The sequence below is a fragment of the Sphingomonas psychrotolerans genome (assembly GCF_002796605.1).
GTDB lineage: Bacteria > Pseudomonadota > Alphaproteobacteria > Sphingomonadales > Sphingomonadaceae > Sphingomonas > Sphingomonas psychrotolerans.
This window is the reverse complement of sequence record NZ_CP024923.1, coordinates 205,173-218,406: the sequence shown is the minus strand read 5'-3', so window position 1 is coordinate 218,406 and position 13,234 is coordinate 205,173. Positions and strand designations below refer to the sequence as shown.

The 13,234-nt window shown below is 65.5% G+C and carries 19 protein-coding genes; 10 read left to right on the top strand and 9 right to left on the bottom strand.

The genetic code is table 11. The annotated features are described in order from the left end of the window. Positions 1-135 precede the first annotated feature (135 nt). The 5 genes from folE (at position 136) to CVN68_RS00995 (ending at position 3,464) form a co-directional block, all read left to right on the top strand. Positions 136-756 carry a GTP cyclohydrolase I FolE gene (gene folE / locus CVN68_RS01015; protein ID WP_100280558.1) on the top strand — a complete coding sequence of 207 codons (621 nt, stop codon included), beginning with the start codon at positions 136-138 and terminating at the stop codon, positions 754-756. Next, positions 756-1,520: an SDR family oxidoreductase gene (locus tag CVN68_RS01010; RefSeq protein ID WP_100280557.1), complete on the top strand. Its 765-nt coding sequence runs from the start codon at positions 756-758 to the stop codon at positions 1,518-1,520. Before folE ends, CVN68_RS01010 begins: the two co-directional genes overlap by 1 nt. Then, positions 1,513-1,863, top strand: coding sequence for a dihydroneopterin aldolase (locus tag CVN68_RS01005; protein ID WP_100280556.1), 351 nt, complete (start codon positions 1,513-1,515; stop codon positions 1,861-1,863). Before CVN68_RS01010 ends, CVN68_RS01005 begins: the two co-directional genes overlap by 8 nt. Positions 1,864-1,875: 12 nt before the next feature. Next, positions 1,876-3,003: a zinc-binding dehydrogenase gene (locus CVN68_RS01000; RefSeq protein ID WP_100280555.1), complete on the top strand. Its 1,128-nt coding sequence runs from the start codon at positions 1,876-1,878 to the stop codon at positions 3,001-3,003. Between the two features lie 74 nt (positions 3,004-3,077). Beyond that, a complete protein-coding gene (locus CVN68_RS00995) occupies positions 3,078-3,464 on the top strand; it encodes a PRC-barrel domain-containing protein (protein ID WP_100280554.1) in 387 nt (128 codons plus the stop codon). 121 nt (positions 3,465-3,585) lie between these two features. Here the strand turns inward: CVN68_RS00995 and leuA are convergent, their stop codons facing one another. Continuing rightward, a complete protein-coding gene (gene leuA, locus CVN68_RS00990) occupies positions 3,586-5,247 on the bottom strand; it encodes a 2-isopropylmalate synthase (RefSeq protein WP_100280553.1) in 1,662 nt (553 codons plus the stop codon). 280 nt (positions 5,248-5,527) lie between these two features. On the opposite strand from leuA, the gene CVN68_RS00985 reads away from it, so the two are divergent. After that, positions 5,528-5,926: a BLUF domain-containing protein gene (locus CVN68_RS00985; protein ID WP_100280552.1), complete on the top strand. Its 399-nt coding sequence runs from the start codon at positions 5,528-5,530 to the stop codon at positions 5,924-5,926. A 4-nt stretch (positions 5,927-5,930) separates the two neighbouring features. Here the strand turns inward: CVN68_RS00985 and CVN68_RS00980 are convergent, their stop codons facing one another. After that, on the bottom strand, positions 5,931-6,155 hold the full coding sequence (locus CVN68_RS00980; RefSeq protein ID WP_100280551.1) for a hypothetical protein: 225 nt from the start codon (positions 6,153-6,155) through the stop codon (positions 5,931-5,933). Between the two features lie 163 nt (positions 6,156-6,318). Here CVN68_RS00980 and CVN68_RS00975 point away from each other — a divergent pair, with 163 nt between their 5' ends. Beyond that, positions 6,319-6,531 carry a hypervirulence associated TUDOR domain-containing protein gene (locus CVN68_RS00975; RefSeq protein WP_100280550.1) on the top strand — a complete coding sequence of 71 codons (213 nt, stop codon included), beginning with the start codon at positions 6,319-6,321 and terminating at the stop codon, positions 6,529-6,531. A gap of 32 nt (positions 6,532-6,563) precedes the next feature. After that, positions 6,564-6,833, top strand: a complete 270-nt coding sequence (locus tag CVN68_RS00970; protein ID WP_077507897.1) for an SWIB/MDM2 domain-containing protein — start codon at positions 6,564-6,566, stop codon at positions 6,831-6,833. On the opposite strand, the gene CVN68_RS22915 is transcribed toward CVN68_RS00970, so the two are convergent. Continuing rightward, on the bottom strand, positions 6,826-7,083 hold the full coding sequence (locus CVN68_RS22915; RefSeq protein WP_158298643.1) for a hypothetical protein: 258 nt from the start codon (positions 7,081-7,083) through the stop codon (positions 6,826-6,828). The genes CVN68_RS00970 and CVN68_RS22915 overlap by 8 nt on opposite strands. 50 nt (positions 7,084-7,133) lie before the next feature. Here CVN68_RS22915 and CVN68_RS00965 point away from each other — a divergent pair, with 50 nt between their 5' ends. Further along, positions 7,134-7,313, top strand: coding sequence for a hypothetical protein (locus tag CVN68_RS00965; RefSeq protein ID WP_025494730.1), 180 nt, complete (start codon positions 7,134-7,136; stop codon positions 7,311-7,313). A 49-nt stretch (positions 7,314-7,362) separates the two neighbouring features. Here CVN68_RS00965 and CVN68_RS00960 read toward each other — a convergent pair whose 3' ends face one another. The 5 genes from CVN68_RS00960 to CVN68_RS00940 form a co-directional block, all read right to left on the bottom strand. After that, entirely contained in the window at positions 7,363-8,022 is a 660-nt protein-coding gene (locus tag CVN68_RS00960) for an alpha/beta hydrolase family protein (RefSeq protein ID WP_100280549.1), read from the bottom strand. A 78-nt stretch (positions 8,023-8,100) separates the two neighbouring features. Next, positions 8,101-8,406: a hypothetical protein gene (locus CVN68_RS00955; RefSeq protein WP_100280548.1), complete on the bottom strand. Its 306-nt coding sequence runs from the start codon at positions 8,404-8,406 to the stop codon at positions 8,101-8,103. A gap of 335 nt (positions 8,407-8,741) precedes the next feature. Continuing rightward, positions 8,742-9,809 (bottom strand): alkene reductase, encoded by a 1,068-nt coding sequence (locus tag CVN68_RS00950; protein ID WP_100280547.1) that lies wholly within the window; start codon positions 9,807-9,809, stop codon positions 8,742-8,744. A gap of 114 nt (positions 9,810-9,923) precedes the next feature. Then, a complete protein-coding gene (locus CVN68_RS00945; RefSeq protein ID WP_100280546.1) occupies positions 9,924-10,343 on the bottom strand; it encodes a winged helix-turn-helix transcriptional regulator in 420 nt (139 codons plus the stop codon). A 484-nt stretch (positions 10,344-10,827) separates the two neighbouring features. After that, entirely contained in the window at positions 10,828-11,445 is a 618-nt protein-coding gene (locus tag CVN68_RS00940) for a hypothetical protein (RefSeq protein WP_100280545.1), read from the bottom strand. 166 nt (positions 11,446-11,611) lie between these two features. On the opposite strand from CVN68_RS00940, the gene CVN68_RS00935 reads away from it, so the two are divergent. Next, positions 11,612-12,772: a BaiN/RdsA family NAD(P)/FAD-dependent oxidoreductase gene (locus CVN68_RS00935; RefSeq protein WP_100280544.1), complete on the top strand. Its 1,161-nt coding sequence runs from the start codon at positions 11,612-11,614 to the stop codon at positions 12,770-12,772. A gap of 3 nt (positions 12,773-12,775) precedes the next feature. On the opposite strand, the gene CVN68_RS00930 is transcribed toward CVN68_RS00935, so the two are convergent. Then, positions 12,776-13,171, bottom strand: a complete 396-nt coding sequence (locus CVN68_RS00930; protein ID WP_100280543.1) for a hypothetical protein — start codon at positions 13,169-13,171, stop codon at positions 12,776-12,778. Positions 13,172-13,234 lie beyond the last annotated feature (63 nt).

Sequence of the window (13,234 nt, the reverse complement as noted above, 5' to 3'; positions counted from 1 at the left end):
TCAACGGGATGCGGCGCGGAACCCCGCGGTTTCCGGCCGTTTTTCACCGAGCGGTACGGATGAGCAACAGGTGCGCCGCGGTGGAAATACGCATGCCGTAGCGTAAAGCGGATCAAGGTCAGGAAGGACGAGTAGATGGCGGAAATTCACGATCCTGCGGAAGATGGCGATCTGGTCGCCTCGCCCGCCAAGATCGCCGTCCCCGATGACGTCGCCGAAGCGATCCGCACGCTGATCCGCTGGTCCGGCGACGATCCCCGCCGCGAAGGGCTGATCGACACGCCGCACCGGGTCGCCCGCGCCTGGAAGGAATATTGCCAGGGCTATGGCGAAGACCCCGCGCACCATCTCAGCCGCGTGTTCGAGGAAGTCGGCGGTTACGACGAGATCGTGCTGCTCAAGGACATCCCGTTCCAGTCGCATTGCGAGCATCACATGGCGCCGATCATCGGCAAGGCGTCGATTGCCTATCTGCCCAGGGATCATGTCGTCGGCATCTCAAAGCTGGCCCGCGTACTTCATGCCTTCGCCCGCCGGCTGCAGGTCCAGGAGCGCCTGACTGCCGAGGTCGCCGACTGCATCTGGGATCAATTGAAGCCCGTCGGGGTCGCAGTGGTGATCGAGGCGACGCATGCCTGCATGACCGCGCGCGGTGTCCGCACCCCCGGGGTCGGCATGGTCACCAGCCGGATGATGGGCGTGTTCCGCGAAGACGAGCGCAGCCGCCGCGAGGTGCTCGCGCTGATGGGCTATTGATGCGGATACTCGTCACCGGCGGGGCGCGGCGGATCGGCGCGGGGATCGCCCGCCGGCTTGCGTTGCGCGGCCATTCCGTGGCGATCCACCACCATCATGCCCCTGAAGATGCCGAGGCGCTGCGCGAGGCGATCACGGCAGCCGGCGGACGCGCCTGCGTGGTTTCGGGTGAGCTTGCCGACGCCGCCACCGCGCCGGCGTTGATCGCCGCGGCGCGTGCAGGGCTCGGCGGCCCGCTCGACGGGCTGGTCAACAACGCCTCGCAATTTACTTTCGACGCCCTCCCGCTCACCGATTTCGCGTTGCTCGACCAGCATATGCGGGTGAACCTCGGCGCGCCGGTCGCATTGGCCTCGGCGCTGGCGGAGCAGGACGATCTCGAATCCGGCGCGGTGGTCAATCTGCTCGACCAGAAGGTGGCGAACCTCAATCCCGATTTCTTCACCTACACCTGCAGCAAGGCAGCGCTCGCCGCCGCGACCGAGATGATGGCCCGCGCGCTCGCCCCGCGTATTCGCGTCAACGCGGTCTCCCCCGGCCTCACCCTCCAGAGCCTCGACCAGTCCGCGGAGGAATTCTCCGAACATGCCCGGCAGAATCTGCTCCAGCAGCCGGTCGCGCTCGACGATATCGCCGCGACGGTCGAGCATCTGCTCACTGCCCGCAGCATCACCGGACAAAATATCTTCGTCGATTGCGGCCAGCGCTTCCTGCCGCGCGACGGCGACGTGATGTTCGAAGGCCGGACGCGCCCCGATGCCTGACTATACGATCCTGCTCGACGCACTCGAGGTGCAGATGGGCCTCGGCATCCACCCGCACGAACAGGCGCCGCAACGCGTGGTGCTCCATGTTGCGATGACCTGCCGCTACGACGCGGCGCCCGAGGACAGGATCGACGCGGTGGTCGATTACGATTTCCTGCGCCGCGAAATCCACGCACTCGCCACGTCGCGCCATTTCGCGCTGCAGGAGGTTCTGTGCGATGCAGTCGCCGCCCTCGCACTGCGCGACGCCCGCGTGCGCGAAGTGCGCGTCCGCTCGATGAAGCTCGACGTCTATCCCGACGCCCGCATCGGCTGCGAGATCACCCGCCGCCGCGACTGACAGGAGAGTGCCATGCCCGACTCGTTGACCGGCCTCGAATTGCGCTCGACCGTTTCGAGCGACGGCAAGCTCACGCTGAGCCTCGAACCCGTCACGCTGACGCCCCCTGGTCCGGACGAAGTCGTGGTCCGTGTCGAGGCCGCGCCGATCAACCCCTCCGATCTCGGCCTGCTCCTCGGCCCCGCCGACATGGCGACGCTCGAGCCCGGCGGCACTGCGGATCGCCCGACGCTCACCGCCGCGATCCCGCAGGCGCGGCTCGGAATGATGAAGGCGCGCCTCGATCAGTCGCTGCCGGTCGGCAACGAAGGCGCCGGCACCGTCGTTCAGGCCGGCGAGAATGTCGCGGGCCTGCTCGGCAAGAAGGTCGGGATGATCGGCGGCGCGATGTACGCGCAATATCGGAAGATCGCCGCGCGCGACTGCATCCCGCTCCCCGAAGGCGCCAGCGCCGCCGACGGCGCCTCGATGTTCGTCAATCCGCTGACGGCGCTGTCGATGGTCGAGACGCTGCGGATGGAAGGGCATAAAGCCCTGGTCCACACCGCCGCCGCATCCAATCTCGGCCAGATGCTCAACCGGATCTGCATCGCCGACGGCGTACCGCTCGTGAACATCGTCCGCAGCGAGGCGCAGGCCGCGATCCTGCGCGACATCGGTGCGCAGTACATCATCGACAGCAGCGCGGAGGATTTCCGCGAGAAGCTCACCGATGCCATCGCCGAAACCGGAGCGACCCTCGCCTTCGACGCGATCGGCGGCGGCCGGCTGGTCAATGCGATCCTCCACGCGATGGAAGCCGCGGCGAATCGCAATGCTACCGAATATAGCCGCTACGGCTCGTCGACCTTCAAGCAGGTCTATATCTACGGCGCGCTCGATCTGGGCCCGACCGAGCTCGACCGCGGCTATGGCTTCGCGTGGAGCGTCAGCGGCTTCCTGCTCACGCCGTTCCTGATCAAGCTCGGCATGGAAGGCGCGCTGCGGCTGCGCGCGCGCGTCGCCGCCGAGCTGACCACGACCTTCGCCAGCCACTACACCGCGACGATCTCGCTCGCGGACGTGCTCGATCCGGCGGTGGCGGCCGCTTATGCGAAGAAGGCCACCGGCGAGAAATATCTGATCGATCCCAACCGCTGAGCGTTGTCATCGCAGCGTCACCGCCCAGGCGCATTTTGGTTGCGCCGGCGGGGGCTGAGTCGAGGAGACGAGCTATGACCGATACGGAAATCGCCAACGATGCCGAAATCGCGACCGACGAGACCACCAGCCTGATCGCGTCGAACAAGGTCGAAGGCACCGCCGTCTATGGCGAGGACGGCGAGAAGCTCGGATCGATCTACAATTTCATGGTCGACAAGATTTCGGGCCAGGTCGAATATGCCGTGCTCCAGTTCGGCGGCATATTCGGAGTCGGCAGCGACTATTATCCGCTGCCTTGGGACAAGCTCACCTACGACGTCGAGCAGGGCGGCTATGTCGTCGACGTCGACAAGGAAACCCTCGAAGCCGCGCCGCGCTACGGCGCCGACGCGCAGCCTGCCTATGACGAGGCCTATGGCGAGCGCGTCTACGGCTATTACGGGCTGCACTATAACTGATGGACAAATCCTCCCTCGCTTCAGCGGGGGAGGATCCCATCTGTCACCCCGACCTTGTGCCGGGGTCCACCGAGCCGCGCAGTCCACAGAAAGAGGCGAGAGCGGCTGGTCTAGCCGCCGCCTAGGCCGCCCGGTTCGCCGCGCTCAGCACCGCCCGCACCGAAGCCGTGGCGATATCCGCGTCGATCCCGACCCCGAACACCGTCCGCCCGTCCGCGGTCCGGCACTCGACATAGGCAGCCGCCTGCGCATCGGCGCCATGCCCGATCGCATGCTCGCTATAATCGACCACATCGAGCGACGGCCCCGTCGTCCCGGCAAGCGCGTCGATCACCCCCGAGATCAGCCCGTTGCCGCGCCCCGAGATCGACTGCTCGACACCGTCCACCGCGATCCGGCCGACGAACACCCGCTGCCCCGCCGCGCCGGTTTCCTCATAGTCGACCAGGGCGATGCGATCGCCCTCGCCCGGCAGATACACCGCCTCGAACTTCTGCCGGATGTCCGCCGCGTTGAGCTCGCGGCTGGTCTCGTCGGCCAGCGCCTGGACGTGGCGGCTGAAATCGGCCTGCATCCGCTTCGGCAGCTTGAGCCCGCGATCCTGCTCGAGCACCCAGGCGACGCCGCCCTTGCCCGATTGCGAATTGACCCGGATCACCGCTTCGTAATCGCGACCGAGATCCTTGGGATCGATCGGCAGATACGGCACGTCCCAAAATTCGTCGTTGCGCGCTTCCTGCGCGACGAAGCCCTTTTTGATCGCGTCCTGATGGCTTCCCGAAAAGGCAGTGAACACCAGTTCGCCGGCATAGGGATGCCGCGGATGCACCGGCAGCCGGTTGCAATATTCGACCGTCTGGATGACCTCGTCGATGTTCGAGAAGTCGAGCCCCGGGTCGACGCCCTGGGTGTAGAGGTTGAGCGCCAGCGTCACCAGATCGACATTGCCGGTCCGTTCGCCATTACCGAACAGGCAGCCCTCGACCCGGTCCGCGCCGGCGAGCAATCCCAGCTCCGACGCCGCGACGCCGGTGCCGCGATCGTTATGCGTGTGCAGGCTGATCACGATCGACTCGCGGTTGCGGATATTGCGCCCGAACCATTCGATCTGATCGGCATAGATGTTGGGCGTCGCCGCCTCGACCGTCGCGGGCAGATTGAGGATCAGCGGCTTTTCGGGCGTCGGCCGCAGGATCTCCATCACCGCCTCGCAAACCTCGACCGAGAAATCGAGCTCGGCGGTCGAGAAGGTCTCGGGGCTATATTCGAAATGCCAGTCGGTATCGGGCTGCTTGGCCGCCTCGTCGCGCAGCACCTTGGCGCCCGCGACTGCGATCTCGCGGATCTCGTCGCGGCTCATCCCGAACACGATCCGCCGCCACGCCGGCGACACCGCATTATAGAGATGGACGATCGCCTTCTTCGCGCCCTTGAGCGACTGGAAGCTCGTCTCGATCAGATCCTGCCGCGATTGGGTGAGCACCTGGACGATCACGTCGTCGGGGATGCGGCCCTCGCGCACCAGCCCCGAGATGAAGTCGAACTCGGTCGCGCCGGCGCTGGGGAAGCCGACTTCGATCTCCTTGACGCCGACCTTGACCAGCAGGTCGAAGAAGCGCTGCTTCTTCTCGCCGTCCATCGGATCGATCAGCGCCTGATTGCCATCCCGCATGTCGGTGGAGAGCCAGCGCGGCGGCTGGGTGATCGTCCGGCTCGGCCATTGCCGGTCGGGCAGATCGACTTGCGGGAAGGGACGGTATTTTACGCTCGGGTCGCGCAACATGGGACTTCGCCTCTCGAGGGTCGCGGCCGCGCCGTAGCGCGTGCCAGGTCGTGCTGGAAGGTCTGGTTTGCCCTTAGGCCAATTGCCCTTAGAGACGTGCGCGCGTGCGGCGGTCCGGCCCCTAAGGGCGGATAAGTCGCAGAAGGTGCAGCGCGTCGGTCACGGGCACAATAATGCCGCGCGGCGCCGCGATTGTCCACCGTCGCCGGCAATCTTGAGAAAATGCTCTTATTATATTGGCATAGCGATCCATCGCTGCACGAACACCAAGGAAAGCCGGATGCTTCAACTCGTCTATGTGAGCAGTGTCAGCCCGAATGCGGCGCCCGCCGATCCGGCGGCCATCCTCGCTGCCTCGCGCACCAACAATCGCCGCGATGCCATCACCGGGCTGCTCTATTCGGACGGCACCCGTTTCCTCCAGGCGCTCGAAGGCCCCGAAGACAAGGTCGAGGCCGCGTTCGAACGGATCCGCCAGGACGCGCGCCACCGCGCGATCGTGATATTGTCGCGTCGCGTCATCGAGGAACGCGAATTCGGCGAATGGGCGATGGCGCACCGTACCTCCGGCGCCGACGCCGATCGCTTCATCGAGCGCGTGAAAGCGCTGGCCGCGAACGCCGCGCCCGATGTCCGCGCCACTTTCGAAGGTTTCGCCAAGGTCCGCCGCGCCGCCTGACCGCTTATTCGACGGCGTTGTCCGGCGCTTCGACCAATTCTGCGGCATTCTCCACTGCGGTCTGGTTCTCGACGGCAGCCGCCTCCGGCGTGGGCGAGGCGCTCGCTTTGGGCGTCGGCGTCGCGACGATATCCGCCATGGGGGGCGGATCCGAGTAATTGGTGCCGGTGGTTCCACCACCGCCGCATCCGGCCAGCACCAGCAATCCACCCAAAACCAGCAACCGCATTCCGTCCCTCCCGCGCGATCGCCGGCTGATAGCATGGCATCGCGGCCGCGGCCATCATCCCCGCCGCGCGCGTTTCCGCCGAGCCGAACCTGCGGCGAGACGAAGCGCCCGTCGCATGCAACCGCGCCCGTTCCCCAGCGCTTAACCTGTGAGAAGGGGAGCAATGGCGGTGGCGGAGCATCTGAAGAAGGGCGATCGGGTCGGCTGGAAATCGCCCGGAGGCACCGCGCAAGGCAAACTGCTCTCTAGACAGACGCACGATACCCATATCAAAGGGGGTCAGGTGCGTGCATCCCGGCACGAACCACAGTACATCGTCGAGAGCGACAACGGCGGGAAGGCTTCGCACAAGCCCGCGGCGCTGACGAAGGAATAGCCCGGAAACGGGTGCGAACAGGAGAAGAGAGAATGGCCGAAACTAAAGCAGCTGGCGGAGCACGTGGTGGCATCGCAAAGCCGGTGACGCCCTCGCCGGAGCTGGCCGCGATCGTCGGCACCGCCGACCTGCCCCGCAGCGAGATCGTCAGCAAGATGTGGGATCACATCAAGAAGAACAACCTCCAAAACCCTGAAAACAAGCGGGAAATTTTGGCGGACGACAAGCTCGAGAAAATCTTCGGCACCAAGAAGGTGACGATGTTCGAAATGAACAAGCACATCTCGAAGCACGTCAAGTAAGGCTGCCGCCGGCCAGGGCCGGCGCGCCGGACGAACACAATGCGGGGCGGGTCTCGAAAAGAGCCCCGCCCCGTTTCTTTGCGCCGGCGTCAGGCGACCAAACCGGGTCCCGGCCGGGCACAAACGCGGCAAGCCCGGGCGAGTGACAGTGCCGGCGCGCCGACTCGCCGAGCCCGGCCACCTGCCCGATCCGCATGCCGCGGGCCGCTCCCGGCCCCTCGTCGCCCGTCTTTTCCACAGAAATCTTCATGGTCAGAGCCTCGCCGGGCTGGCATTGCGCGAACCGAACAGGAGACGAAAATGTCCGAGCGTTTCGAACGTCACCGCCAGCCGTGGCGGACCGACGAGATCCAGAAGCTGCACACCCTCGCCAAGAAGGGCATGCCGCTGCGCGCGATCGCCAAGGCGCTGACCCGCAGCGAGGAATCGGTCAAGGAACGCGCCAAGCTCGACGGACTGAGCATCGCCAAGCTGCACTAGTTTCGTTCGTTCGCGCGTCGGAAGGCCGTCGGCCCTGGACAAATCGCCGTCAGGGTGTGGCGTTGCTCAAAGCCTGAACCCGCAATCGGGGGAAAACCGCTTCCAGCGGCCTCGTGTCGGGCAACACGTAAACATAGCCACCCTTTTTCTGGAAAAGCGGACGCACGGTCTTGCTGTAAAAGGCGCCGGGCACGTTGATGCAGCCAAAGGTGATGCGGTTGTCGTCCGGGGTCGGCGACAGCATCCGCTGGCGGCGACGCTCCTTCGCGCTGGCGCTACCGGGGATCGGGTGAAGCGCCACGGACGTGGCATAATCGACCCAGAGGACCCGCTTGCGCCCGGCGGCGAGGCCATATTTGGCCAGGAAGCGCCCGGCCGGCGTCGTCTTTTCCGCCGGGCCGATCTCGGCGAGATTCTTGCTGCCCACGCCGGGGCTGGCATCATCCCCGGTGGCGACGCCGATCAGCACCGGCACCTTGCCCAGCGGCTTGCCCTTGCGGTCGAACAGAAACAGCGAAGCATTCGCCTTGTCGACGATGATATAGGGCAGCGCGCGGTTATCCCCCGACGCGGCGATCCAGTCGGCAACCCGGACAGCCGCCTCCGAAGGCGTGATTTCAGCCGCGGGCTGCGCCGCCGCGGATGGCCGGACCTCCGCGGCCGGCGAAACGCTCGCAAGCCCGGCAAGCGCCAGAAACAGGTTGATCATTGATTCAAGCGCTCGACCGGCAGTGGCGCTCGCCCCCAGGAGCGAGCGCCGGGAATATCAGCATTCAGGCTTGCGGCCTCAATTGCGCGGCGACTTTCCGCGCTTCTCCTGCGCCTGCAACCGCTGCTCGACACCATCCACACGGCCATTGAGCTGGTCGAGCCGCTGGCCATGCTGCTGCGCCAGGCCGGATGCAGCCTGCGCCTCTGCCAGTGCCGCCTTGGCGGTGCCGTCGGTCTCCTGCAGCCGTGACTCGAGCGCATCGACGCGCTGGCTGACCGGCGCGATCTGCTCCCGGACGAAGGACTTGGACGCGCAGCCACCGAGGCCGACCGCACCAATCAAAAGCACTGCGGGAACGAGCTTACTCACTGAATGCGACATGTTTTTTCTTTCAACTATTAACCAAGCCCACCGATCCAAGCTCACCTCTCGGGTTCCAACAATCCGGATTCTGTCCGGCTGTGCATCTTCTCGGGTCAATGGATGCCGGCAGGACTGCTGCCGGCGCCCGGGGGGCGTGAACTTGTACAACGACGCGGCCGCTTTCGCTCCGATGTCAGCCGTTCCAGCGCAAAAACGGCCTGTCCCCAAAACGGACATCTTCCGGGTGGGGTGGGCAGCGGAACAAGGGTGGTGAAAATCTCTATCCCGCCGCTCTCTTTCTCTAGTCTTTGAAGAGGGCGACGGGATCGCGAATGAAGCCTGGGCGGAAAGCCTCAGCCGAGGGGCGGGTAGTCTGTGTAGCCTTGCTCGTCGCCCACGTAGTAGCTGGATGGCTCGGACGGCGCCAAGGCGGCGCTGCGACGGAAGCGTTCGGGGAGATCAGGGTTGCTGATGAAGAGCGTTCCGAAGGTCACTGCGTCAGCTAGATCCGTCATGACCGCCCGTTCGCCACTCTCTCTGTCATATCCGACGTTCACGATGAACAGGCCGGAGAACCGCTTTCTCGCTTCGGGCGCCAGCCGCTTGAGACCATCGGGAAGCTGGGCCGGTTCCATGAAGTGAAGCAATCCCACCTTCTTGGCCTCGAGAGCCTCGACGGCAAACATGTACGTGCCTTCCAGGTTGCTATCGCCCATGTCGTTATAAGGAATCCGGGGCGAAAGCCTGACCGATACGCGGGACGGGCCAAAGACCCGGATGGCAGCGTCGGTCGCTTCGAGCAGGAAACGGGCGCGGTTTTCGATAGGCCCGCCATAGGCGTCGGTTCTCTTGTTGGGTCCGTCTTCGAGGAACTGGGCCGGCAGATAGCCATTGGCACCATGCACCTCCACGCCGTCGAAACCGGCGGCCTTCGCTGCGCGCGCGGCGGCCTCATAGTCCAGGATCGTGCTGTGGATCTCTTCAAGGGTCATGGCCCGGGGGGTGACGGCCGGCTTCGGCCCCTCGGGTGTGAAGGCTTGGCTGTTGAAGGGCACCGCCGACGGCGCGACAGGCAGGCCTCCGCCATGGAAGTCCGGATGAGACGCGCGCCCCGTGTGCCAAAGTTGAGCGAAGATCAGGCCGCCGGCGTCGTGCACGGCCCGGGTGACCTTTCGCCATCCGTCGATCTGTTCGGCGGTGTGGATCCCGGGTGTATTCATCCAGCCGATCGCTTGCTCGCTGATCTGCGTGCCTTCCGAGATGATAAGGCCCGCTGTGGCGCGTTGGGCGTAGTAGCGCACGGTGAGATCGTTCGCCAAGCGGTCGGGCGACCTGCCCCTCGTCATGGGAGCCATGAAGACGCGATTTCTGAATTCGAACGTGTCGGTCTTCAGCGGGGTCAGCAGTTTCAGATCGCTCATTTGACACTCCAGTAAGTCTGGATGCCTAGGTATATATTGTAGACCTAGCGTCAATTAGGCACCGCTGGTCGCCTTGGTAGGGTTGAGGAAACCTGCCACTCGACTTGCCGAGGCTTAATCCGAGCGTTTCCCCAGCTGAACGCCACCGAAGGCGTCGTCCGATTGTCGAGCGTCGAAGGCTTCGCGTGCCGCATTGACGTCCGAGAGATTATCCAGCGTCCACTGGTGCAACTCGCCGAGCGGCTTTTGCAGAGTACGGCCCAGCGCGGTGATCTCGTACTCTACGGCTACCGGTGACAGGGAAACGACGCGACGGGTGATCAACCCGTTGCGCTCAAGCCTGCGCAGACATTGTGTCAGCGCCTTCTGGCTAACGCCCTCCAGTCGCCTGCGAATCAGGTTAAACCGATGCGGCTTGCCGGACAGAACCACCAGCACCATCGCCGACCATTTGTCGGCGATCTGATCGAAGAGGCCCCGGCTCGGGCAGTCCGACGAGAAGCAGGTCGGATCCAATTCAATGACGGCGTGCATCTGATATCTCATCCAAAGTTAGCGCCTGAGGCATGCTAGTGTAACATGTAAACTTAGTTCCTCAGAGCTCCATGCACGCCTGGAAAGTCGAACTTTGTGTCAAGGCGCGCACTTGAAGTATGATATCCGCAGACTTCCGGATGATGCCCGAAGCATCACTCTGCCTGCGCCGGTGCGGCACCCCACCGCCGATGCCGTGGCAGCAGCTCTTCGATCATTTGCGCGGGATGCTGGGCGATGCGGGCCGGCACGCCGGCGAACCAGGCCTGCGAATTAACACCTCCACCTGTCACGTCGATGCCGTCGGGGAGCGTCCTTCCAACGCATTTCAAAGGAGCGTTGGAGCGCCTGAACATCGGAAAGTTGGGGCCTGGCTGCCCAGGCCGTTGTTTGTCCCAGAGTCTGCTTTTTGCGGTTCGTCGCCCAAAAGCCGACTGTCGTAAACCCACCCACGTCGGCCATTCCTCGTTCGCCAGTCTACGGCCTATTCCCCTGACCGGCGCCGGGCGTCGGGTGCAAACGGGTCCCTCGGGATCCGGTCGGACCGCTCCTTCCCGCGTACGCCGGTCGCGGGTGTCGCCGCGTGCATGCCGACGCAGCGGCGCAGCTCGGCGATCGCCGCGCCACTCCCGTCGAGAGTCAGCTGCTCGACCGGCACCTTGCCGCGATAGATGTGCATCGCCTTCGACCCGGCGAAATGGGAAGGGAATTTCGCATCGAAGGTGGTGACGAACCCCTTCTTCCCGTCCGACGCCATTCCGACGACCGGGTGGTCGGAATAGCCGCCACTGGTGAGCTTGAAGGTCAGCTTCCACCGCGCCTTCGGCTTGATCGACCAATTGTCGTTCAGCACCGAGACGCGGTTGCCGCCATCCACGTCGAGGCCGAGAAGCAGCGTCGTTTCCCCGGTTCCCGCGTAGGTTCTCGTCAGGAAACAGCCCCGTGCGTCCTTGCTTGCCGCCACCGTCCAGCCGCCCACATTCCGCGCGGGATAGTCCTGAGCGGACGCAGGCGCGCTCGCCGACAGCCCGGCGAAAAGCGCGGCCGGCAAGAAGGCCGGGAGGACGGTCGCCCGAAACCAGGCAGGGACTAGTTCACGCATTCGGCACCCATTCTCCATGGCGCGTTTTCTTGTGATGCGCCGTCGCCACGAACGCAGTGCGAAGGCGGACGCTCCCAAGCCGATTGGACGAAGGACCGCTTCGGGTCGAGTCCGCGCGGCCTTCCACGGGGGTGACGAATCCCTCCCCCGCGTCTAACGCCCGATCATGCCCCAATATGACGCGATCATCCTCGGCGCCGGCGCCGCCGGCCTGATGTGCGCCGCGGTCGCCGGCCAACGCGGCCGCCGGGTGCTGCTGCTCGATCACGCGAGCGAGGTCGGCAAGAAGATCCTGATCTCGGGCGGCGGGCGCTGCAACTTCACCAATATCCACACCGCGCCCGACCGCTATCTCTCGGCCAACCCGCATTTCGCCAAGTCGGCGCTCGGCCGCTACACCGCGCAGGATTTCCTCGCTCTGGTCGAGCGCCACGGCATCGCATGGCACGAAAAGACGCTCGGCCAGCTCTTCTGCGACGGCCCGGCGCGCCAGATCGTCGACCTGCTCCTCTACGAATGCGCGCAGGGCCAGGTCGAGATCCGCACCGGGCGCAGCGTGGGCGCGATCGATCACGCCGACGGCCGCTACACGGTCGGCGCGGATGCAGCGCCCGCTTTGGTGATCGCCACCGGCGGCCCTTCGATCCCCAAAATGGGCGCCACCGGCTTCGCTTATGACCTCGCCCGCCGCTTCGGGCTCAAGGTGGTCGAGCCCCGCCCCGCGCTCGTCCCGCTCACTTTGCCGCCCGATCAGGCGCTGTTCCGCGAACTCTCCGGCGTCGCGACCGACGTGATCGCCCGCGCCGGCAAGGCCGCCTTCCCCGAAGCCGCGCTCTTCACCCATCGCGGCCTCTCGGGTCCGGCGATCCTCCAGATCTCGAGCTATTGGCGCCACGGCGAGCCGATCCAGATCGATTTCCTCCCCGGCCGGCCCGCGAACTGGCTGGCCGAGGCGAAACGCGCCAACCCCCGCACGACCCTGCGCAAAACCCTTGCCGACGCGCTTCCCGGCCGCCTCGCCGAGACGCTGGCCGAGCAGCTCGCCCTCCCCGGCGAGCTCGCCAACCTGCCCGACCGCAAGCTGCAGGAGGCCGAACGCCGCCTCGCCGGCTGGCCGTTCCTCCCCAACGGCAGCGAAGGCTTCGCCAAGGCCGAAGTCACGATCGGCGGGATCAGCACCGCCGAGCTCTCGTCGCAGACGATGGAAGCGCGCAAGGTCCCCGGGCTCTACGCGATCGGCGAGGCAGTCGACGTCACCGGCTGGCTCGGCGGCTATAATTTCCAATGGGCATGGGCGAGCGGCTGGGCCGCCGCGCAGGTGCTCTGAGGGTCAATTGCCCGACAGTCCCTGACTGCGCTTCGCCACCACTGCGCTGCGTAGCGCCTCGGTCCGGCTCCGCAGCAGCGCAACCTCGGCTTCGGTGTAGCCGCCCTGGGAATAGCGCGCGCGCATCGATTCGATCCGATGGCCCTCCCGCCGCAGCGCCCGCGCTTCGCTTCGGCTGAGCTGGCCCGCTTTCCGGCCGGCCTCGATGTCGCTGCGAATATCGCGAACCTCACGCGCCACCGAAGTGCTGTGTACCAGTCCCGGCCCGGCGGGCTTGGGCAAGCGGATGTCCCCGCGGATCGACGGACTTCCCGAAAGCCCGCGCATCGATCCCGCGATCTGCGCCGAAGCCGGCACCCCCACCACCAAGGCGAAACTTGCGATCACGAGCAGACGCATGCGACAATTCCCCCTTCCAAGCCGATGCGCGAACTTCTTCCTCCACGACTGAACGCCTCATTA